Here is a 17,026-nt window from a genome sequence, read left to right as displayed (position 1 = left end):
GGGGCATGCGAGGGACCGGTACAACGCTCTCCCGCCTTCCTGCTGCCCGGGCGATGCTCGCCGGGGCAGCCTTGTTCGCCAGCGCGGCGGCAAGCAAGGCGGTGGCGCAATCCGACGAAACCGCGATGGCAGTGCCGCGCTTGGCACCGCTCGGTGCCACGGAATTGGTTTTGCCGCAACCGCTCGAGACGCTCGAGGCGGCGAAAATCCGCGCGATTTTCGCGGCGCAAGCGGCCGGCGATAGCGCCGCCGCCAAGCGCCTCTGGGCGGCGTTCGGCGACGATGACGCATCGCGCGGGGCCGCGGCGCCGACCGGGCTGCGCACCGATCTGCGCGGCTACCTGCTCGCCAGCTTCTATCTCCACGCCCCCGGCCGCACCCCGCTCGCCACTCTCTCGACCTGGCTTTCCCGCCACTCCGCCCTCGCCATCGCGAGCGACATCGCTGCACTCTGCCGCCAGCGAGCCGCCGATTGCCCGGCCGCCCGCCATGTTGCCCCGCCGCCCAGCCTCGCCGCCCTCAGCGCGCCCGAGGACACCATCCCCAATCTTCCCGACCTCCGCCGCTCGCCCGCGCTGGAACGCGACATCGTGACGCGCGCCGAGAGCGGCCATTTCGATGCCGCGCTGCGTCTGATCGCCCATACCAGCGGGCTCAGCCGGGATTACGCCGCCTGGCTGCGGGCCGAGGTGGCGCAAGCGCTGTTCGCTGCCAATCGTGACCACGCCGCCCGCGATCTCGCCAGTGCGGCGCTGCAGGAAAGTGGCGGGCGGGTCGCGCTCGCCGGTTTCGCCGCTGGCCTCGCCTCCTGGCGGCTCGAGCGGATGGCAGAGGCGGCGCGATTTTTCAAGGCCGCCGCGGAGGCGCCGCTCACCGCGCCGGGCCTGCGCGCGGCCGCCTTGTTCTGGGCGGCACGCGCCCATTTCGCCGCCGGCGACGCCGAAGGCGGCCACCTCTGGCTGCAGCGCGCCAGCGCCGAGGCCAACACGTTTTATGGCTTGCTCGCCCGCCGCCGGCTCGGCTTGCCGCTGATCCACGATGACCTGTTCGCCGACGAAGTCCTCGGCGAGGGCGATATCGCCGCGGTCGCGGCCACCGCCGAAGGGTTGCGCGCTTTCGCGCTTCTCCAGGTCGGGCAGACGCGCTGGGCGGAAGCAGAACTACGCCAGCTCGCGGCAAAAGCCGAGACCGCGCCCGATCTTCGCCGCGCCGTCGCCCTGGTTGCGCGCGAGGCTGGGCTTTCGCGTCTTGCCGACGAGATCGCAGCAAGCGTCCGCGGCGATGACGGGCTCGGCGCCGAACCGATGCCGCATCTCGTGCCACGCGGCGGGTTTCAGGTCGCGCCGGCGCTGGTCTATGCGCTGGCACGCATCGAATCGCATTTCGATCCGGCCGCTATTTCGCCGACCGGGGCGCGCGGGCTGCTGCAGATCATGCCAGTGACCGCGAGCTATTTGGTCAATGACCCCTCGCTCGCCGGCGCGCGCCAGAAGCGTTTGCACGATCCCGCCGTCAATCTCGATATCGGCCAGCGCTATCTCCTCTATCTCGCGCGCCAGAGTGCCGTCGACGGGGATCTCCTGCGCTTGCTGTGCGCCTATAACGCCGGGCCGGGCAATGTCTTGGCGTGGGCCGGAACGGTGCGTGACGGCGATGATCCACTGCTCTTCATCGAGGCGGTGCCGAACCGTGAGACGCGCACCTATCTGCATCGCGCGCTCGCCTATGCCTGGCTTTATGCCGCGCGGCTCGCGGTTTCGCCGCCGGGTCTTGCGGCACTCGCCGAAGGCCGCTTTCCTCGCGTGCGGAGTTTCGATACCCTGTCGACAGGCGCGTCGGAGACGCCCCCGCTTTTGCTCCACTGAACGGCGTCGGGCCCGAGATCGCCGCCGGCCAGTGGCCGGGCGGCAATTTTCCGGTGCGATTGGGCCCATTCTGATCGTGGAGAAAAACGATGGCGCGTATTGATGAAACCCGTGCCTTCCTCGCCGTCAACATCGCTGTCCTCACCGTCTCTGACAGCCGCACGCTGGCCAACGACACCTCCGGCGACACGCTGGCCGCGCGCATCACCGAGGCCGGGCACCATCTCGCCGCGCGCGATCTGGTGCGCGACGATGCCACACTGATCGCGGCGAAACTCGCGGCCTGGATCGCAGACCCGGCCATCGATGTCGTCATCACCACCGGCGGCACGGGTCTGACCGGGCGCGATGTGACGCCGGAAGCATTCGAGCGGGTGCTCGAGAAACGCATCGAAGGTTTCGGCGAATTGTTTCGCATGCTGAGCTATCAGAAGATCGGCACCTCGACCATGCAATCGCGCGCGATCGGCGGTGTTGCTGGCGGTACCTATCTCTTTGCCCTGCCCGGTAGTCCCGGCGCGGTCAAGGATGGTTGGGACGAGATCCTGCGCTGGCAGCTCGATGCGCGGCATCGGCCCTGCAATCTCGTCGAGCTGATGCCACGTTTGATGGAACATGTCGGGCCGGTTGCCGTATAGCATGTCCCGCCCATCGCCTCGCACACCACCCGGACGCCGCGCCGACTATCGCCATTTCGAGGAAATCACCACGCGCTGGCACGACAATGACATTTACGGTCATGTCAACAACGTCGTCTATTACGCTTGGTTCGATAGCGCGGTGAATGGGTTTCTCGTCCGGCGCCGCCTGCTTTCGCCCAGCGAGAGCCCGATCGTTGGCATCGTTGCAGAAAATTCCTGCCGCTATCATGCTTCCATCAGTTTTCCAGAAAAAATCAGCGTCGGCATCCGCGTCGCCCATCTCGGCACCAGCGCGGTGCGCTATGAACTCGGTATTTTTCGCGAGCGTGACGAAAATGCTGCGGCAGAGGGGCATTTCGTCCATGTCTATGTCGCGCGCGCAACCATGCGGCCAATCGCGATGCCGGAGGCGGTGCGCGCGGCGCTCACCGATCTCCTCGTCGAAACCTGAAAAGCGGAGGAATTTTCAATGGATCTCGGATTGCGCGGCAAGACCGCCATCGTCTGTGCGGCAAGCAAAGGTCTCGGGCGCGCCGTGGCTTTGGCGTTGGCGCGCGAAGGTGTGGCGCTGGTCATCAACGCCCGCGGGAAAGAGGCCCTCGCCGCCACCGCTGAGGAGATCCGGGCTGCGACTGGCGTTTCCGTCCAAGCGATCGCCGCCGACATCACGACAGAGTCCGGCCGCGCCGCCGTGCTTGCGGCGGCACCGGCGCCCGATATCCTAATCAACAATGCCGGCGGCCCACCGGCGGGGCGTTTCGATACGCTGACGCCGGCGCAGTGGCACGCAGCGCTCGAGGCAAACATGCTGACGCCGATTGCGCTGATCCAAGCGGTGATCCCGGGGATGCGGGCGCGGCGCTTCGGGCGCATCGTCAACATCACCTCGGCATCGGTGAAATCGCCGATTCCGAGCCTCGGCCTCAGCAACGGCGCTCGCGCCGGGCTCACCGGCTTCGTCGCCGGCATCGCACGGGAGGTCGCGCGCGACAACGTCATCATCAACAATCTTCTCCCCGGGCCGTTCCTCACCGACCGGCTGCGCGAGAACATGCGCGCCGCGGCCGAGAGCGCGCAGCGCAGCGTCGATGAGGAAATCGCGCTGCGCGGCAAGGCCAACCCCACCGGGCGGGTCGGCGACCCCGCCGAATTCGGCGCCGCCTGCGCATTCCTGTGCAGTGCGCATGTGGGGTTCATCGTCGGACAAAATCTTCTCATCGACGGCGGTGCCTTCAACGCGACGCTCGGCTGAAAGACGCGCGAGCACATGGATTGGCCGGCGCGTATCGAAAGCTATGTGCGGCTCACCAAGTTTCCGCGCAGCCTCTTCGTCGCTGAGGACGGGCGCGTCGTCGGCACCTGGATCATGGGCAATGATTATCGCGTGCGATCGGGCTATTATGGCGGCTATCCGGCCGGCTATCTGCGGCGCGTCGCGGCCTTGTTTCCCGATCGCCGCAAGGTGTTGCACGTGTTTTCCGGCGCGGTCGATCTTGGCGCGATGCCGGGCGATACGGTCGATTGTAACCCGTCGCTGTCGCCGACCTTCGTTGCCGACGCGCATGATCTCTCGGCGGTGCCGCTCGCCGACTATGATTTGATCCTCGCCGACCCGCCCTACAGCATTGAAGATGCCGAGCGCTATCGGACGACGATGGTCAAGCGCAACGTCGTCCTGCGCTCGCTCGCCGCTGGCGCCGCGTCTGGCACGCGGGTGGTGTGGCTCGATCAGGTGCTGCCGATGTATCGCAAGGCCGAGTGGGACATCGAAGCGGTGGTCGGCATCGTGAAATCGACCAATCACCGGTTCCGGGTGATGACGATCTTCCGCCGCCGCGCGCAGGCGGAAAGAGGCTTCGACAACGGCGCCGATCGGGAGTAAAGAGACGGAAATAACCCTGTAATGACCCTGCTCCCATGATCCTGCTTATCGACAATTACGACAGCTTCACCTTCAACCTCGTCCATTTCCTCGGCGATCTCGGGGCGGTGTGCGATGTGCGCCGCAACGACACCTTGAGCGTCGCCGCGGCACTCGCGCTCGGGGCGGAGGCGGTGGTGATCTCGCCCGGCCCCTGCACCCCGAACGAAGCCGGGATCTGCGTCGAGCTGATCCGCGCCGCGCCGGCCGATCTGCCCATTCTCGGCGTCTGCCTCGGCCATCAGGCGATCGGGCAGGCCTTTGGCGCAACGGTTGCGCGCGCGCCGGTGCCGATGCATGGCAAGGTCAGCCAGATTTCCCATGACGGGCGCGGCGTGTTCGCCGGCCTCCCCAACCCCTTCGCCGCGACCCGCTATCACAGTCTGATGGTCGCAGAACAAACCCTGCCGCCGGTCTTGGCCGCGACCGCCCAGAGTGAAGACGGTGTGCTGATGGGAATCCGCCACCGCGAGCGGCCGGTCTTTGGGGTGCAGTTCCATCCCGAGAGCATCGCAAGCCAAGGCGGACACGAGATCCTCGGCAATTTCCTCGCGATCGCCCGCAGCCGTGGCGCGCCGGCCCGCGCCGCCTGAATGTCCCCCGCCTGAATGTCCCCCGCCTGAATGTCCGAGGCCTGAATGAGCGGCGATCTGAAGCCGGTGCTCGCCCGGCTTGCGCGCGGCGAGACCCTGTCGGAGGCGGAGGCGGAGGCGGCGTTTGGCATCATCATGGCCGGCGAGGCGACCCCGGCGCAGATCGCCGGTCTCGTCATGGCGATGCGGGTGCGCGGCGAGACGGTGGCGGAACTGCGCGGTGCGGCGCGCGCGATGCGGGCGCGGATGCTGCGCGTCCCCGCCCCGGAGGATGCGATCGATGTCTGCGGCACCGGCGGCGATGGCGCCGGCACGCTCAATGTCTCAACGGCGGTGGCGTTGGTGCTGGCAGGAATCGGGGTTCCAGTCGCCAAACACGGCAACCGCGCGCTCAGTTCCAAAAGCGGCGGCGCCGACGTGCTCGCGGCGGTCGGGGTCAATGTCGATGTCGCGTCGACCCGCTTGCCGGCGATTCTGCGCGAGGCCGGCTGCATGTTCCTGTTCGCGCCGAACCATCACGCGGCACTCCGCCACGCCGCCGGGCCGCGCGTCGAACTCGGCATCCGCACCATTTTCAACCTGCTCGGCCCGATGGCCAATCCCGCCTCGGTGCGGCGGCAATTGATCGGTGTCTATGACCCGATCTGGACGCGGCCGATGGCGGAAGCCCTCGGCGGGCTCGGCGCCGAACGGGTTTGGGTAGCGCATGGCGCCGGGCTCGACGAATTGACGCTGGCCGGGGAAAACCGCGTCACCGCGTTCGAAAACGGCGGATTACGCGACTTCACCCTCACCGCCGCCGATGCCGGTCTCACCCCGGCCCCGGTTGCGGCCATCCGAGGGGGCGATGCCGCCGCCAACGCCGCCGCCCTGGAGGCGTTGCTGGCGGGGGCGGCCGGCGCCTATCGCGACACTGTGCTGTTCAACGCCGCCGCAGCGCTGATCGTCGCCGGGCGGGAAACCACGCTTTCCGCCGGGGTCGCCGCCGCCGCCGCGGCGATCGATGACGGGCGGGCCGCCACCGCACTCCAGCGGCTGCGACGCGCGAGCCACGAGAGCGCTTGACCGGTGCATGACGGTTTGCGACGGATGCCCAGCGAGGAGATATCATGACCGCTGTTCCCGCCCTTGATGGCACCGACATTCTGGCGCTGATCTGCGCCCAAACCCGCGCCGAAACCGCCCGCCGGCGCGAGGAAACCCCGATCGAGGCGCTGAAAGCGCGCATTGCCGCGGCCAGGCCGCCGCGCGGCTTCGGCCGCGCGCTCAAGGCGAAAATCGCCACCGGCGGCTTCGGTCTGGTCGCCGAGATCAAGAAAGCCTCGCCCTCGGGCGGGCTGATCCGCGCCGATTTCTCGCCCCCCGATCTCGCCCGCGCCTATGCCGCGGGCGGCGCGACCTGCCTTTCGGTGCTCACCGACGCCCCCCATTTCCAGGGATCGCCAGACGATCTCATCGCCGCCCGCGCGGCGGTCGATCTCCCGGTTCTGCGCAAGGATTTCATCCTCGAGCCCTGGCAGGTGTATGAAAGCCGGGCGATGGGGGCGGATTGCATCCTCCTCATCATGGCGGCGCTCACCGATCAGGAGGCGCGCGACCTCGAAGCCCTCGCCCGCTCGCTCGACATGGACGTCCTCGCCGAGGTTCATGATGAGGCCGAACTCGATCGCGCCCTTGGGCTTGCGACCAATCTGATCGGCATCAACAACCGCAATCTCAAGACGCTCGCAACCACCCTCGACACCGCGCGCGCGCTCGCCCCGCGCATTCCGCCGGATCGCTTCCCGATCGCCGAAAGCGGCATCAAGAGCCATGCCGACCTTCTTGGCCTCTCTCACGACGCAGGCGTTCACTGCTTTCTCGTCGGCGAACACTTGATGCGCCAGCTCGACGTTGCCTCCGCCACCCGGACGCTGCTCGGCACGCCGGCATGACCGCCGAATTCAGCCATTTCGATGAAAGCGGCCAGGCGGTGATGGTCGATGTCTCGGCCAAGCCGATCACCGCGCGCCGTGCGACCGCCCGCGCCCGGGTGGTGATGGCCGCCGCAACCCTCGCCCTGATCGAAGCCGGCGGCGCCAAAAAGGGCGACGTGCTCGGAGTTGCGCGGCTCGCCGGCATCATGGCCGCCAAGCGTACCGCCGATCTTATTCCACTCTGCCACCCGCTGCCGCTCGATTCGGTGACGGTCGATCTGATCGCCGCGCCGCCGGATGCGGTCGAGATTACCGCAACCGTGCGCACCACCGGGCGCACCGGGGTTGAGATGGAGGCGCTGACGGCGGCCAGTGTGGCTGCGCTCACGGTCTATGACATGTGCAAATCGGTCGATCGCGGCATGCGTATCGAGGCGTTGCGCCTGGTCGCCAAATCCGGCGGCAAGTCTGGTGATTTCGCGCAAGCCTGAGGCAGCGATGATCAGCATCGAAGACGCCCGCACCCGCATCCTTGCCGCCTTCGCCCCGGTCGGCGCCGAGACGGTGGCTCTTGCCGAGGCGTGCGGGCGGATCACCGCGGCCGCGGTGATCGCGCGCCGGACCCAACCGCCGGCCGATGTCTCGGCGATGGACGGCTATGCCGTCCGCGCCGAGGACGCGCGCGATGGCGCTACCCTTCGCGTGATCGGCAGTGCCCCGGCCGGTCATCCCTTCGCCGGGCGCATCGGCGCCGGCGAAACGGTGCGGATTTTTACCGGCAGCATCCTCCCCGAAGGCGCCGATGCCGTGCTGCTGCAAGAAGATGCGGAGGCCGAGGGCGAGACCGTGCGGGTGCGCGAGAGCGTCCTGCCGGGCCGGCATATTCGCCGCATGGGCGAGGATTTCGCGCGCGATGAGCCGATCATCGCCGCCGGGCGGCGGCTTTCGCCGCGCGATATCGGCCTTGCCGCAGCCGCCAATCATCCCTGGCTCCAGGTTCATCGCCGCCCGCGTGTCGCGGTGCTCGCGACCGGGGATGAAATCGCACTGCCCGGCGAGCCGATTCCCCAAGGCGGGATCGTCAGCTCGAACGCCCATGCGCTGGCGGCAATGCTCACCTCGCTCGGCGCTGTCGCGAGCGTTTTGCCGATCGCGGCAGACGATCCCGACGCCATTGCCCACGCAGCGGATGCCGCCCGTGGCTTCGATCTGTTGCTCACGACCGGCGGCGCCAGTGTCGGCGCGCATGATCTGGTGCAGGCGGGTCTCGCGCGGCGGGGTCTCGCGGTCGATTTCTGGAAGATCGCGATGCGGCCGGGCAAGCCGCTGATGTTCGGGCGCCTCGGTGAGATGCCGGTGCTCGGCCTGCCCGGCAACCCGGTCGCGGCGTTCGTCTGCGGCCTGCTGTTCGTCCGCCCGGCGGTGCTGCGGCTGGCCGGCCTTGCGGGCGCGCCGCTTGCAACCCTGACGGCGACGACCGCAACCCCGCTTGCCGCCAATGACCGCCGTTTCGACTTTCTCCGCGCCCGCCTTATCGAGGACGAGGGCGGAAATCTGGTCGCCGAGGCGTTCGCGGTTCAGGATTCGGCGATGCAGGCGGTGCTCGCGCGGGCCGACGCGCTCATCCTCCGCCCGCCTTTCGCCCCGGCGCTGGCGGCCGGCGCCGCCGTCGAGATCATTCGCTTCGATCGCCTCGGTCTCTGATCCGCCATGTCATACATGTGTCACGGCGTGGTAAAATTCCGATCTCTGTCATCATAGTTTCTTTGACGTCATCATAGTTTCACTGGCAGAGACTCTCCGGCATGGCGTAACGAGACCGCCATGACAAACATCATGGCGCTTCCCGCTTATCGCAGCGTCTTCCTCTCTGACACCCATCTCGGTACCAAGGAGTGCCGCGCCGATTTCCTTGCTGATTTTCTCCGCCGCGTCTCCGCCGAGCATTTCTATCTGGTGGGAGACATCATCGATGGCTGGCGGCTGCGGCGCGGCTGGCACTGGGACCGGCATCATGACGCGGTCTTGACGGAGATCCTTCGCCACGCCCGTTCGGGCGCCAAAGTCACCTATATCGCCGGCAATCACGACGAGGCGCTGCGGCGCTTCCTGCCGCTCGGGCTTGAGGTCGTCGGGATCGCGCTCGCCGACGAGGCCGCGCATACCACCGCCGATGGCCGCCGTCTGCTGGTTTTGCATGGCGATCACTTCGATTCGGTGGTGTGCTATGCCCGCTTTCTCGCGTTACTCGGCGATGGCGCGTACAGCCTCGCGCTCTGGCTCAACCGCTATTTCAACCTCGCCCGCGCCCGGTTCGGCTATCCCTATTGGTCGCTCTCGGCCTATCTCAAGCGCCGGGTCAAAGAGGCGGTGAAAGCGATCGACCGTTTCGAGGTGGCGCTTGCCGCCGATGCCGCGCGGCGCGGCTTCGATGGCGTGGTCTGCGGCCATATCCACCACGCCGAAATGCGCGAGGTCGGCGGCAAGCTCTATCTCAACGCCGGGGACTGGGTGGAAAGCTGCACCGCCCTCGTCGAGCATCGCGACGGGCGCTTGGAACTGCTCGATTGGGCGGCGATCAACGGGCTTTCCTTCCTCGCCCGGCGAGATGCGGCGCTGAATGCCGCCACCGCCTGAGATCGCTCCGGCGCCGCGACGGATCGCCATCGTCAGCGATGCCTGGCATCCGCAAATCAACGGCGTCGTCCGCACTCTCGCCATGGTCGCGGCCGAGCTGCGCGCTGCCGGCCATCAGGTGTTGGTGATCGGACCCGACCGGTTTCGTACCATGCCTTGTCCGTTCTATCCGGAAATCCGGCTCGCCCTCTGGCCGCGCCGGCGTCTTGCCGGGCTGCTTGCCGCATTCGCCCCCGATTCGCTCCATATCGCGACCGAAGGGCCGCTCGGCCTTGCCGCGTCCGCCCTCGCCCGCCGCGCCGGCTGGGCCTTCACCACCGCCTATCACACGCATTTCCCCGATTATCTCGCCGCGCGCCTGCGGCTGCCGCGCGCCCTCACCTATCGCTGGCTGCGGCGCTTTCACGGGCGCAGCGTCAGCGTGATGGTCGCAACGAGCGGGCTCGCGGCGGAACTCGCAGCGCGCGGCTTTGACAACACGGTTTTGTGGTCGCGCGGCGTCGATCTCGCGCTGTTTCACCCCGGCAACGCCGCGCCTTTGCCCCATCCGCGGCCGATTTTCCTCTCGGTCGGACGGCTCGCGGTCGAGAAAAACCTTCCCGCCTTCCTCGGCCTCGATCTGCCGGGAAGCAAACTCGTGATCGGCGACGGCCCGGCGCGGGCCGCGTTGCAGCGCGCCTATCCCGCGGCGCATTTTCTCGGGGCGTTGCAGGGCGAAGCACTCGCCCAGGCCTACGCGAGCAGCGATGTCTTCGTTTTCCCAAGCGAGACCGACACGTTCGGCCTCGTGCTCCTCGAAGCGCTGGCTTCGGGGCTGCCAGTCGCGGCGTTTCCCGCCGCCGCCCCGCGCGCCGTGCTCGGCCAAGCCGTGCAGGGCGGAACCGCGCCGCCGGTCGGCGTGCTCGATCGTGATCTCGCTGCCGCGGCACACGCCGCCCTTTCGCTTGATCGCAGCGCTTGCCGGCGCTTTGCGGAAGCGTTTTCCTGGGCCGCCGCGGCGCGGCAATTCCTCGCCAATCTGGTGCCGCTCCAGCCGCCGCTTGCGCACGCCTCAGCACCGATCCTCGCTGCAACCCAACCTCCCCTCTCTGTCCCCACCCCGCGTATCAAGGAGAGCGTCCCATGCTGATCAGCTTCGTCGTGCCCGCCTATAACGAAGAAGCTCTGCTCGCCGACACCCTCGCCGTGATCCAAGGCGAAATCGCGCGCGAGGGGCTGATCCTCGGGGAAGAGGCGGAAATCATCGTCGTCGACAATGCCAGCACCGATCAAACCGGCGCCATCGCCCGCATGACCCCTGGCGTCGTGGTGGTGGAGGAGCCGCGCAAGGGCCTGGTGCAGGCGCGATTTGCCGGGTTTGTCCGGAGTTCCGGCGCGCTGGTCGCCAATATCGATGCCGATACCCACCTTCCCGCCGGTTGGCTTGCGCGAGTGCGCGCCGAATTCGCCAAAGATGCGCGGCTCGTCGCCCTCAGCGGCCCTTATCTTTATCGCGACCTCTCGCCCGGGGTGCAGCGCGTGGTCGGGTTCTATTACCGCATCGCCTATGCCGCCTATCTCGTCAATCACTACGTGCTCAGGGTCGGCGCGATGCTGCAGGGCGGCAATTTCGTCGTCCGGCGTGAGGCGATGGCGCGGCTCGGCGCCGCCAATGACCGTTTTCGCTTTTATGGCGAAGATACCGATCTCGCGCGCCGTTTGAGCCGCTTCGGGCGGGTGAAATTCACCTTCGCGCTGCCCGCCTATTCCTCCGGCCGGCGCCTCAAGGGCGAGGGGGTGGTGACCATCGGGCTACGCTATTCGCTCAATTTTTTCTGGGCGACCTTCCTCAAAAAGCCGTTCACCGAGGAATGGCGGGATATTCGCGAGCCGCGCGAAGAAAATGCCTGAATACGCCCGGGCGCCGGCCGATCACGCCGGCGCCCGCGGCCGATTGCTTCACCCGGGTTGCTTGCCGCTCTTCGCCGGCGCCGCAAGCGGCAGCGGCACCCAGCGCAAGCCATCCTGCCCCTGGATCAGCAGCAGCACCATCTTGCGGTTCTGCTTGCGTGCCCGCTCGACCCGGGCCTCGATATCGGCGGGGCCGTTCACGTCCTCCTGCTGCACTTGCATGATGACATCACCGGGCCGGAGGCCGCGTTCGGCAGCCGCGCTGTCGGCGCCGACATCGGTGATGACGACGCCCTTCTGATCGGCGTTGAGCTGGAATTTCTCCCGCATCTCGGGCGTGATCGGCGCCACCTTGAGGCCGAGCCCCGAGATCGCGACCGGCGCCGCGGCCGGCGGCGTCGCCGGAGTGGTGAGCGCCGCCGGTTTGCTGTCATCTTCCGGCATTTCTGCGATCCGCGCCGAGACCGTGACCTCCTTGCCATCACGCCAAAGCACGAGCGGCACCTCCGTCCCGATCGCCGTCTCCGCCACCATGCGCGGCAGATTGTGCAATTCCTTCACGTCCTGATTGTTGAATTTCAGGATGATATCGCCGTTCTTGATCTGCGCCTTGTCGGCCGGGCCGCCATCGGTGACGCCGGCGACCATGACGCCGCGCGGCTCCTTCAAGCCGAGGCTCTCGGCGATATCAGGGGTGACCTGCTGGATACGCACGCCAAGCCAACCACGCCGCGGCTTGCCGTATTTCAGCAATTGCGCGACCACGGTTTTCGCCATGTTGGAGGGGATGGCAAAGCCAATGCCGATCGAGCCCCCGGAGGGCGAATAGATCGCAGTGTTGATGCCGATCACCTCGCCGTTCATATTAAAGAGCGGGCCGCCGGAATTGCCGCGATTGATCGGCGCGTCGGTCTGGATGAAATCGTCATACGGCCCCTGGCGGATATCACGCCCGCGCGCCGAGACGATCCCCGCCGTCACCGTCCCGCCGAGCCCGAACGGATTGCCGATCGCAAGCACCCAGTCACCCACCCGCATCGCCGAGGAATCGCCGAAAGCGAGCGCGTGCAAAGGCTTTTCCGGCTTGACCTGAAGGACGGCGATGTCGGTGCGGTCGTCGCGCCCGACCAGCTTGGCCTTCATCGAGGTGCCGTCCTGCAAGGTGACGGTGATTTCGTCCGCCCCGTCGATCACGTGGTTATTGGTGACGATGATGCCGGAGCTGTCGACCACGAAGCCCGAGCCCAGGCTCTGCATCTTGCGCATCGGCCCCGGCCCTTCGTCGGGCCCGCCACCTTGTCCGCCAGGACGGTTCTTTTCCATGAAATCATGGAAAAACTGCTCGAACGGCGAGCCTGGCGGGAATACCGGCATCTCCGGCAGATTGCCGGCCCGCGCCTGCACGCTCTGGCTGCTCGAAACATTGACGACGCCGGGCAGGAGATCGGCGGCGAGATCGGCGAAGCTCGCCGGCGCCTCACGCGCCGCGGCCGGGGTGAGGGCGGGCAAAGTGGCGAAAGCGGCGAGCACGCTGGCAAACGCAACGGCGCGCAGGCGGCGGATGGGGGCGTTGGTCATGAAAATCCTGTCCTCTCGAGGCTCTCGGCAAAATTGGTCTCGAACCGGCATTCGCGCAAGCGCCCCCGTCAGGGCGCTTGCGGCACTTGGCGCAGATAACGGAAGAAATCCGCCTCCGGGCTCAGGATCAACCGGCTTTGCCCACCCGCGAGCCCGTCGCGGTAAGCCGCCAGCGTCCGCCAGATCGCAAAAAATTGCGGATCCTGCTGATAGGCGCCGGCATAGAGGGCGATGGTTTTCTGCTCGCCCTCGCCGCGCAAGCGCTCGGCCTCGCCGCGGGCATCGGCGAGCAGAACCGTCCGCTCGCGCTCGGCATTGGCGCGGATCTTCGCGGCCGCCTCCGCCCCCTCGGCGCGCGCCTGCTTGGCCACCCGCTCGCGCTCGGACTGCATGCGCGAGAGAATCGCCTGCGTGTTCTCCGCCGGCAGATCGGCGCGGCGGATGCGCACATCCTCGATCACGATGCCAAAGCCGGCCATCTCGCCGTTCGCTTGGCGGCGGATTTCGCGCATGATCCGATCGCGATCGGCCGAAAGCACGCCGAGCAGCGTCTCGCCGCCCAGTACTCGGCGGAGACTGCCGGAAACCACGGCATCGAGCCGGGCGCGGATCGCCTCCTCGCTCGGCCCCACGGCCTGGTAGTAATGCAGCGGATCGGTGATCCGATAGCGCGTGAAGCTATCGACGATGAGGCGGCGCTGATCGCCGAGAATGACCTCTTCGCCGGCCATTTCGTCGTCGAGCAAACGGCGGTCGAACAAGATCACCGTCTGCACCAGCGGCAGGCGGGCGTGCAGCCCTGGGATGGTGATCAGCGCGCGCGGCTCGCCGAGCTGGACAAGCAGCGCCTGCGCCGTCTGCGGCACGGTAAAGAAGGTCGCATCGGCGCCGATCGCAAGCACGATCAGCACAGCGATGAGGGCGAGAAACCCAGGTCTCATGGCTTTTCCCCCGCCGCCGCGTCACCCTTGGCGGCATCGTGCCGATCGAGCGAAAGCAACGGCAGGACGCCCTTGATCGCGGGGTCGATCACCGTGACATGGCCTTTTTCCATCACCGCCTGCATGGTTTCGATATAGAGGCGGGCAAGCGTGATGTCTTTCGCAGCGCGATAGGCCGCGAGCACGCTCGCGAAACGCTGTGCCGCGCCACCCGCCTCGGCGATCGCCGCCTGGCGGGCGCCATCGGCCTCGGCGACGATCCGCGCCGCCTCGCCGCGGGCGCGCGGGACGATGTCGTTGTGGTAGGCCTCGGCTTCGTTGCGCATCCGCTCGGCATCAGTATTGGCACGCTGGACGTCGCGGAAACTGTCGATCACCGCCGGCGGTGGATCGACTTTTTGCAACTGCACCTGGGTAATCTCGATGCCGGAGCCGTACTCGTCCAAAATCGCCTGCGCGCCCTTTTGCACCGCCTCCTCGATGGCGCCGCGCGCGCCGGTCAAGGCCGGCTGGATCGGCGTCCGCCCGATCACTTCGCGCATGACGCTTTCGGCGACGGATTTCACCGTGCCGGCGGGATGGCGGATGTTGAAGAGATAATCCGGCGCGCTGCGGATGCGCCAGAAGACGGTGAAATCGATATCGATGATGTTTTCGTCGCCGGTGAGCATCAGGCTCTCCTCGGTGACGTCGCGACCCTCATTCTCGGCGGCGAGATTGGCGCGATAGCCGATCTCGATCCGGTTGATGCGTGTCACCGCGGGACGCAGCACACTCTCGATCGGCCATGGGAGATGATAGCTAAGGCCCGGCGGGACCAAGCGGGCGAAGGCACCGAAGCGCAGCACCACCCCTTCCTCGTCGGGCTGGACACGGAACAGGCCGCTCGCGAACCAGAGCAACACCAGCACCAGCGCCGCCGCGAGCCACAGCCTTGATGCCCGCCAGGCCTCGCCGCCACCCCCCGATCCGCCGCCCTGCCCGCCGTTACCACGCCCTCCCGTGATGCCCCCGAACAGGCGCCGCGCGCGCGCGATCAGCGCCGCGAGGTCGGGCGGCAAGCCGTTGCCCCAGGGCGGCTCTGGCCGCCTGCCGGGCCGCGGCGATCCCCACGGCCCCTGCCCCCCCGGGCCGCCGCCTTGTCCACCATTATGCCAGGACATGCCAGAGATGCTCCTTCAAATGCCGCGGCCAGAGAAATTACGGCCAGGAAATTTCATGCGCGTGGGTCATTGGCGTTCAGACCACAGTCGAGGATAAGCTACACGAGCTGGCCCGGCGGCCGCGAGGCCGCGGCGCATAATGACCGGACGAAAAAGGTTTGCAAGCCGATGCCCCAACCCACGCCAGAACAGCTCCGCGCCGCCCTCGCGACCCTCGCCGACCCCGCCTCGGGGCGCGATCTCGTCAGCGCCGGGCGGATCGACAGTCTCCAGGTCAAAGACGGGCTGGTGCAGGTCGCGCTCCGCGTGCGGCGGGAGGAGGCCGCGGCGATGGAGCCGGTGCGCCGCCAAGCCGAGGCCCTGCTCGCCGGCCAAGACGGGGTCCGGAACGCAACCGTTATCCTCACCGCCCATCGCGACACGCCGGCCCAGACACCGCCCCAAGGGCACGCGCGCGGGCATGCGCACGGGCATGCGCACGGCGACCCGCGCCAGCAGCCGAAACTGCTCACCGCGGTCGGTGCGGTGATCGCTGTCGCCTCGGGCAAGGGGGGGGTCGGAAAATCGACCGTCGCCACCAACCTCGCGGTGGCGCTCGCCGGGCGCGGCCTCGCGGTCGGGCTGCTGGATGCCGATATCTATGGCCCAAGTCTGCCGCACATGCTCGGCGTCACCCGCCGGCCGGAGGTGCGCGACGATAAGATGCTGCCAATCAAGGTCTGGGGCCTGGCAGCGATGTCGATCGGCTTCATCACCGACCCCGATACCGCGATGATCTGGCGCGGCCCGATGGTGATGGGCGCCTTGCAACAATTGATGGAACAGGTCGCTTGGGGCAAGCTCGACGTCATGGTGATCGACCTGCCGCCCGGCACCGGCGATGCGCAACTGACCCTCGCCCAGCGCGTTTCCCTCGCCGGCGCGGTGATCGTCTCGACGCCCCAGGACGTGGCGCTGGCCGACGCGCGGCGCGGGGTCAAAATGTTCGAGACGGTGGGGGTGAAGATCCTCGGCCTCGTCGAAAACATGAGCTTTTTCTGCTGCCCCGAATGCGGCCACCGCACCGAAATATTCGGCCACGGTGGCGCCCGCGCCGAGGCCGCGCGGCTCGGCGTGCCCTTCCTGGGCGAAATCCCGCTGCTCGCCGGCGTGCGCGAAAGCAGCGATTCCGGCACCCCGATCGTCATCAGCGCCCCCGAAAACCCCGCCGCGGCGGCATTCCAGGCGCTTGCCGCTTCAGTCCAGAAAGCGATTGGGCGTTAGAACCTGACTCGAATTTTAAATCTGACCGGCTTTCGCCCTTGCCAGCCTTCGCATGAGAAGGAAAGCCAAGGCCAATTGCACGCGAGAGCGGATTCGATAGTCGCCTCGAAGGCTGCGCGCTGGGCAGCAGCGGCGCGATCAGCGCCAACTCGGCCTCCGACATATCGCTTGAATAGCGCGCCCGAATGACTTCATACTTCGCCCGATCGGCCTCCTTCCAAGGCATCGCGAATCTCCCAAAGTTGTCGCAAACCAAGGGAATCAAAGGCCGCGAGGCCGGTCAACCAATTTTAGGTCAGGCTCTTAGAGTAAGGCAAAAACTCTTCTTTTTCTGAAGAAAAAGAAGCAAAAAGACTTTTGTCCTGAGTGGTTGGGGGACAGAGGCTGCATTATGGCTAGAAAAACACATGAACCAACATTATCGGAACTGGCGACACGCGAACTCGTTCTCGGTAATACACTCGACACGATTTGCGCAAAGCTCAGGCCGATCAGCGACGAACGCGGTCGCGTTTGGCCCAAGAATAAAGCCAAGTTACGCGATCATATTGCGTCTTTTTTGAGCAAACGTGGCTGGACGGCGGAATGGTCGGCCGACAAGTCGGCCGCCCGAATCAT

Annotated in this window: 18 protein-coding genes; 15 read left to right on the top strand and 3 right to left on the bottom strand. The window is 67.1% G+C overall.

Annotated elements, in window-relative coordinates; translation table 11 throughout:
• The first annotated feature begins 5 nt into the window (after positions 1 to 5).
• The 13 genes from ACP5M5_RS07235 to ACP5M5_RS07175 all read left to right on the top strand — a co-directional run bounded on the left by ACP5M5_RS07235 (position 6) and on the right by ACP5M5_RS07175 (position 11,463).
• On the top strand, positions 6 to 1,865 hold the full coding sequence (locus ACP5M5_RS07235) for a transglycosylase SLT domain-containing protein (protein ID WP_427936466.1): 1,860 nt from the start codon (positions 6 to 8) through the stop codon (positions 1,863 to 1,865).
• 89 nt (positions 1,866 to 1,954) lie between these two features.
• Positions 1,955 to 2,503, top strand: coding sequence for a molybdenum cofactor biosynthesis protein B (gene moaB, locus ACP5M5_RS07230; RefSeq protein ID WP_427936464.1), 549 nt, complete (start codon positions 1,955 to 1,957; stop codon positions 2,501 to 2,503).
• Position 2,504: 1 nt separating this feature from the next.
• Complete coding sequence (locus ACP5M5_RS07225; protein WP_427936462.1) at positions 2,505 to 2,957, top strand: acyl-CoA thioesterase; 453 nt, start codon at positions 2,505 to 2,507, stop codon at positions 2,955 to 2,957.
• Positions 2,958 to 2,975: 18 nt separating this feature from the next.
• Complete coding sequence (locus ACP5M5_RS07220) at positions 2,976 to 3,758, top strand: SDR family oxidoreductase (RefSeq protein WP_427936461.1); 783 nt, start codon at positions 2,976 to 2,978, stop codon at positions 3,756 to 3,758.
• Positions 3,759 to 3,773: 15 nt separating this feature from the next.
• Positions 3,774 to 4,388 (top strand): hypothetical protein, encoded by a 615-nt coding sequence (locus ACP5M5_RS07215; protein ID WP_427936459.1) that lies wholly within the window; start codon positions 3,774 to 3,776, stop codon positions 4,386 to 4,388.
• A 35-nt stretch (positions 4,389 to 4,423) separates the two neighbouring features.
• Positions 4,424 to 5,020, top strand: coding sequence for an anthranilate synthase component II (locus ACP5M5_RS07210; RefSeq protein WP_427936457.1), 597 nt, complete (start codon positions 4,424 to 4,426; stop codon positions 5,018 to 5,020).
• Positions 5,021 to 5,065: 45 nt separating this feature from the next.
• Complete coding sequence (trpD, locus tag ACP5M5_RS07205) at positions 5,066 to 6,085, top strand: anthranilate phosphoribosyltransferase (RefSeq protein ID WP_427936455.1); 1,020 nt, start codon at positions 5,066 to 5,068, stop codon at positions 6,083 to 6,085.
• Positions 6,086 to 6,129: 44 nt separating this feature from the next.
• On the top strand, positions 6,130 to 6,954 hold the full coding sequence (gene trpC / locus ACP5M5_RS07200) for an indole-3-glycerol phosphate synthase TrpC (protein ID WP_427936453.1): 825 nt from the start codon (positions 6,130 to 6,132) through the stop codon (positions 6,952 to 6,954).
• Positions 6,951 to 7,427, top strand: coding sequence for a cyclic pyranopterin monophosphate synthase MoaC (gene moaC / locus ACP5M5_RS07195; protein WP_427936452.1), 477 nt, complete (start codon positions 6,951 to 6,953; stop codon positions 7,425 to 7,427). Before trpC ends, moaC begins: the two co-directional genes overlap by 4 nt.
• A 7-nt stretch (positions 7,428 to 7,434) precedes the next feature.
• Positions 7,435 to 8,640 carry a molybdopterin molybdotransferase MoeA gene (locus ACP5M5_RS07190; protein ID WP_427936450.1) on the top strand — a complete coding sequence of 402 codons (1,206 nt, stop codon included), beginning with the start codon at positions 7,435 to 7,437 and terminating at the stop codon, positions 8,638 to 8,640.
• A gap of 120 nt (positions 8,641 to 8,760) precedes the next feature.
• Positions 8,761 to 9,573: a UDP-2,3-diacylglucosamine diphosphatase gene (locus ACP5M5_RS07185; RefSeq protein WP_427936448.1), complete on the top strand. Its 813-nt coding sequence runs from the start codon at positions 8,761 to 8,763 to the stop codon at positions 9,571 to 9,573.
• Positions 9,557 to 10,702 carry a glycosyltransferase family 4 protein gene (locus ACP5M5_RS07180; protein ID WP_427936446.1) on the top strand — a complete coding sequence of 382 codons (1,146 nt, stop codon included), beginning with the start codon at positions 9,557 to 9,559 and terminating at the stop codon, positions 10,700 to 10,702. The genes ACP5M5_RS07185 and ACP5M5_RS07180 overlap by 17 nt, the downstream gene beginning before the upstream one ends.
• Positions 10,696 to 11,463, top strand: coding sequence for a glycosyltransferase family 2 protein (locus ACP5M5_RS07175; RefSeq protein WP_427936444.1), 768 nt, complete (start codon positions 10,696 to 10,698; stop codon positions 11,461 to 11,463). The genes ACP5M5_RS07180 and ACP5M5_RS07175 overlap by 7 nt, the downstream gene beginning before the upstream one ends.
• Before the next feature lie 48 nt (positions 11,464 to 11,511).
• Here ACP5M5_RS07175 and ACP5M5_RS07170 read toward each other — a convergent pair whose 3' ends face one another.
• The 3 genes from ACP5M5_RS07170 to hflK form a co-directional block, all read right to left on the bottom strand.
• Positions 11,512 to 13,041 carry a DegQ family serine endoprotease gene (locus ACP5M5_RS07170; protein WP_427936442.1) on the bottom strand — a complete coding sequence of 510 codons (1,530 nt, stop codon included), beginning with the start codon at positions 13,039 to 13,041 and terminating at the stop codon, positions 11,512 to 11,514.
• Between the two features lie 68 nt (positions 13,042 to 13,109).
• Positions 13,110 to 13,982, bottom strand: coding sequence for a protease modulator HflC (hflC, locus tag ACP5M5_RS07165; RefSeq protein ID WP_427936441.1), 873 nt, complete (start codon positions 13,980 to 13,982; stop codon positions 13,110 to 13,112).
• Positions 13,979 to 15,145 carry an FtsH protease activity modulator HflK gene (hflK, locus tag ACP5M5_RS07160; RefSeq protein ID WP_427936439.1) on the bottom strand — a complete coding sequence of 389 codons (1,167 nt, stop codon included), beginning with the start codon at positions 15,143 to 15,145 and terminating at the stop codon, positions 13,979 to 13,981. The genes hflC and hflK overlap by 4 nt, the downstream gene beginning before the upstream one ends.
• 168 nt (positions 15,146 to 15,313) lie before the next feature.
• Here hflK and ACP5M5_RS07155 point away from each other — a divergent pair, with 168 nt between their 5' ends.
• Both ACP5M5_RS07155 and ACP5M5_RS07150 read left to right on the top strand, forming a co-directional pair.
• The gene (locus ACP5M5_RS07155; RefSeq protein WP_427936437.1) at positions 15,314 to 16,408 is read left to right on the top strand and encodes an Mrp/NBP35 family ATP-binding protein; all 1,095 of its coding nucleotides are present in this window, start codon (positions 15,314 to 15,316) and stop codon (positions 16,406 to 16,408) included.
• Between the two features lie 391 nt (positions 16,409 to 16,799).
• On the top strand, positions 16,800 to 17,026 hold a 227-nt coding region (locus ACP5M5_RS07150; protein ID WP_427936435.1), incomplete at its 3' end, for a hypothetical protein.

The sequence above is a fragment of the Acidibrevibacterium sp. genome (genome assembly GCF_049965395.1).
Lineage (GTDB): Bacteria > Pseudomonadota > Alphaproteobacteria > Acetobacterales > Acetobacteraceae > Acidibrevibacterium > Acidibrevibacterium fodinaquatile.
This window is presented reverse-complemented; position numbering and strand designations above follow the sequence as displayed.

Bases quoted from the DNA above. Each gene is read 5' to 3' on its own strand.
- moaC (WP_427936452.1), top strand. From the start codon at position 6,951: ATGACCGCCGAATTCAGCCATTTCGATGAAAGCGGCCAGGCGGTGATG.
- moaB (WP_427936464.1), top strand. From the start codon at position 1,955: ATGGCGCGTATTGATGAAACCCGTGCCTTCCTCGCCGTCAACATCGCT.
- trpD (WP_427936455.1), top strand. From the start codon at position 5,066: ATGAGCGGCGATCTGAAGCCGGTGCTCGCCCGGCTTGCGCGCGGCGAG.
- ACP5M5_RS07235 (WP_427936466.1), top strand. From the start codon at position 6: ATGCGAGGGACCGGTACAACGCTCTCCCGCCTTCCTGCTGCCCGGGCG.
- ACP5M5_RS07155 (WP_427936437.1), top strand. From the start codon at position 15,314: ATGCCCCAACCCACGCCAGAACAGCTCCGCGCCGCCCTCGCGACCCTC.
- ACP5M5_RS07190 (WP_427936450.1), top strand. From the start codon at position 7,435: ATGATCAGCATCGAAGACGCCCGCACCCGCATCCTTGCCGCCTTCGCC.
- ACP5M5_RS07170 (WP_427936442.1), bottom strand. From the start codon at position 13,041: ATGACCAACGCCCCCATCCGCCGCCTGCGCGCCGTTGCGTTTGCCAGC.
- ACP5M5_RS07220 (WP_427936461.1), top strand. From the start codon at position 2,976: ATGGATCTCGGATTGCGCGGCAAGACCGCCATCGTCTGTGCGGCAAGC.
- hflC (WP_427936441.1), bottom strand. From the start codon at position 13,982: ATGAGACCTGGGTTTCTCGCCCTCATCGCTGTGCTGATCGTGCTTGCG.
- ACP5M5_RS07215 (WP_427936459.1), top strand. From the start codon at position 3,774: ATGGATTGGCCGGCGCGTATCGAAAGCTATGTGCGGCTCACCAAGTTT.
- hflK (WP_427936439.1), bottom strand. From the start codon at position 15,145: ATGTCCTGGCATAATGGTGGACAAGGCGGCGGCCCGGGGGGGCAGGGG.
- ACP5M5_RS07225 (WP_427936462.1), top strand. From the start codon at position 2,505: ATGTCCCGCCCATCGCCTCGCACACCACCCGGACGCCGCGCCGACTAT.
- ACP5M5_RS07175 (WP_427936444.1), top strand. From the start codon at position 10,696: ATGCTGATCAGCTTCGTCGTGCCCGCCTATAACGAAGAAGCTCTGCTC.
- ACP5M5_RS07180 (WP_427936446.1), top strand. From the start codon at position 9,557: ATGCCGCCACCGCCTGAGATCGCTCCGGCGCCGCGACGGATCGCCATC.
- ACP5M5_RS07185 (WP_427936448.1), top strand. From the start codon at position 8,761: ATGACAAACATCATGGCGCTTCCCGCTTATCGCAGCGTCTTCCTCTCT.
- trpC (WP_427936453.1), top strand. From the start codon at position 6,130: ATGACCGCTGTTCCCGCCCTTGATGGCACCGACATTCTGGCGCTGATC.
- ACP5M5_RS07210 (WP_427936457.1), top strand. From the start codon at position 4,424: ATGATCCTGCTTATCGACAATTACGACAGCTTCACCTTCAACCTCGTC.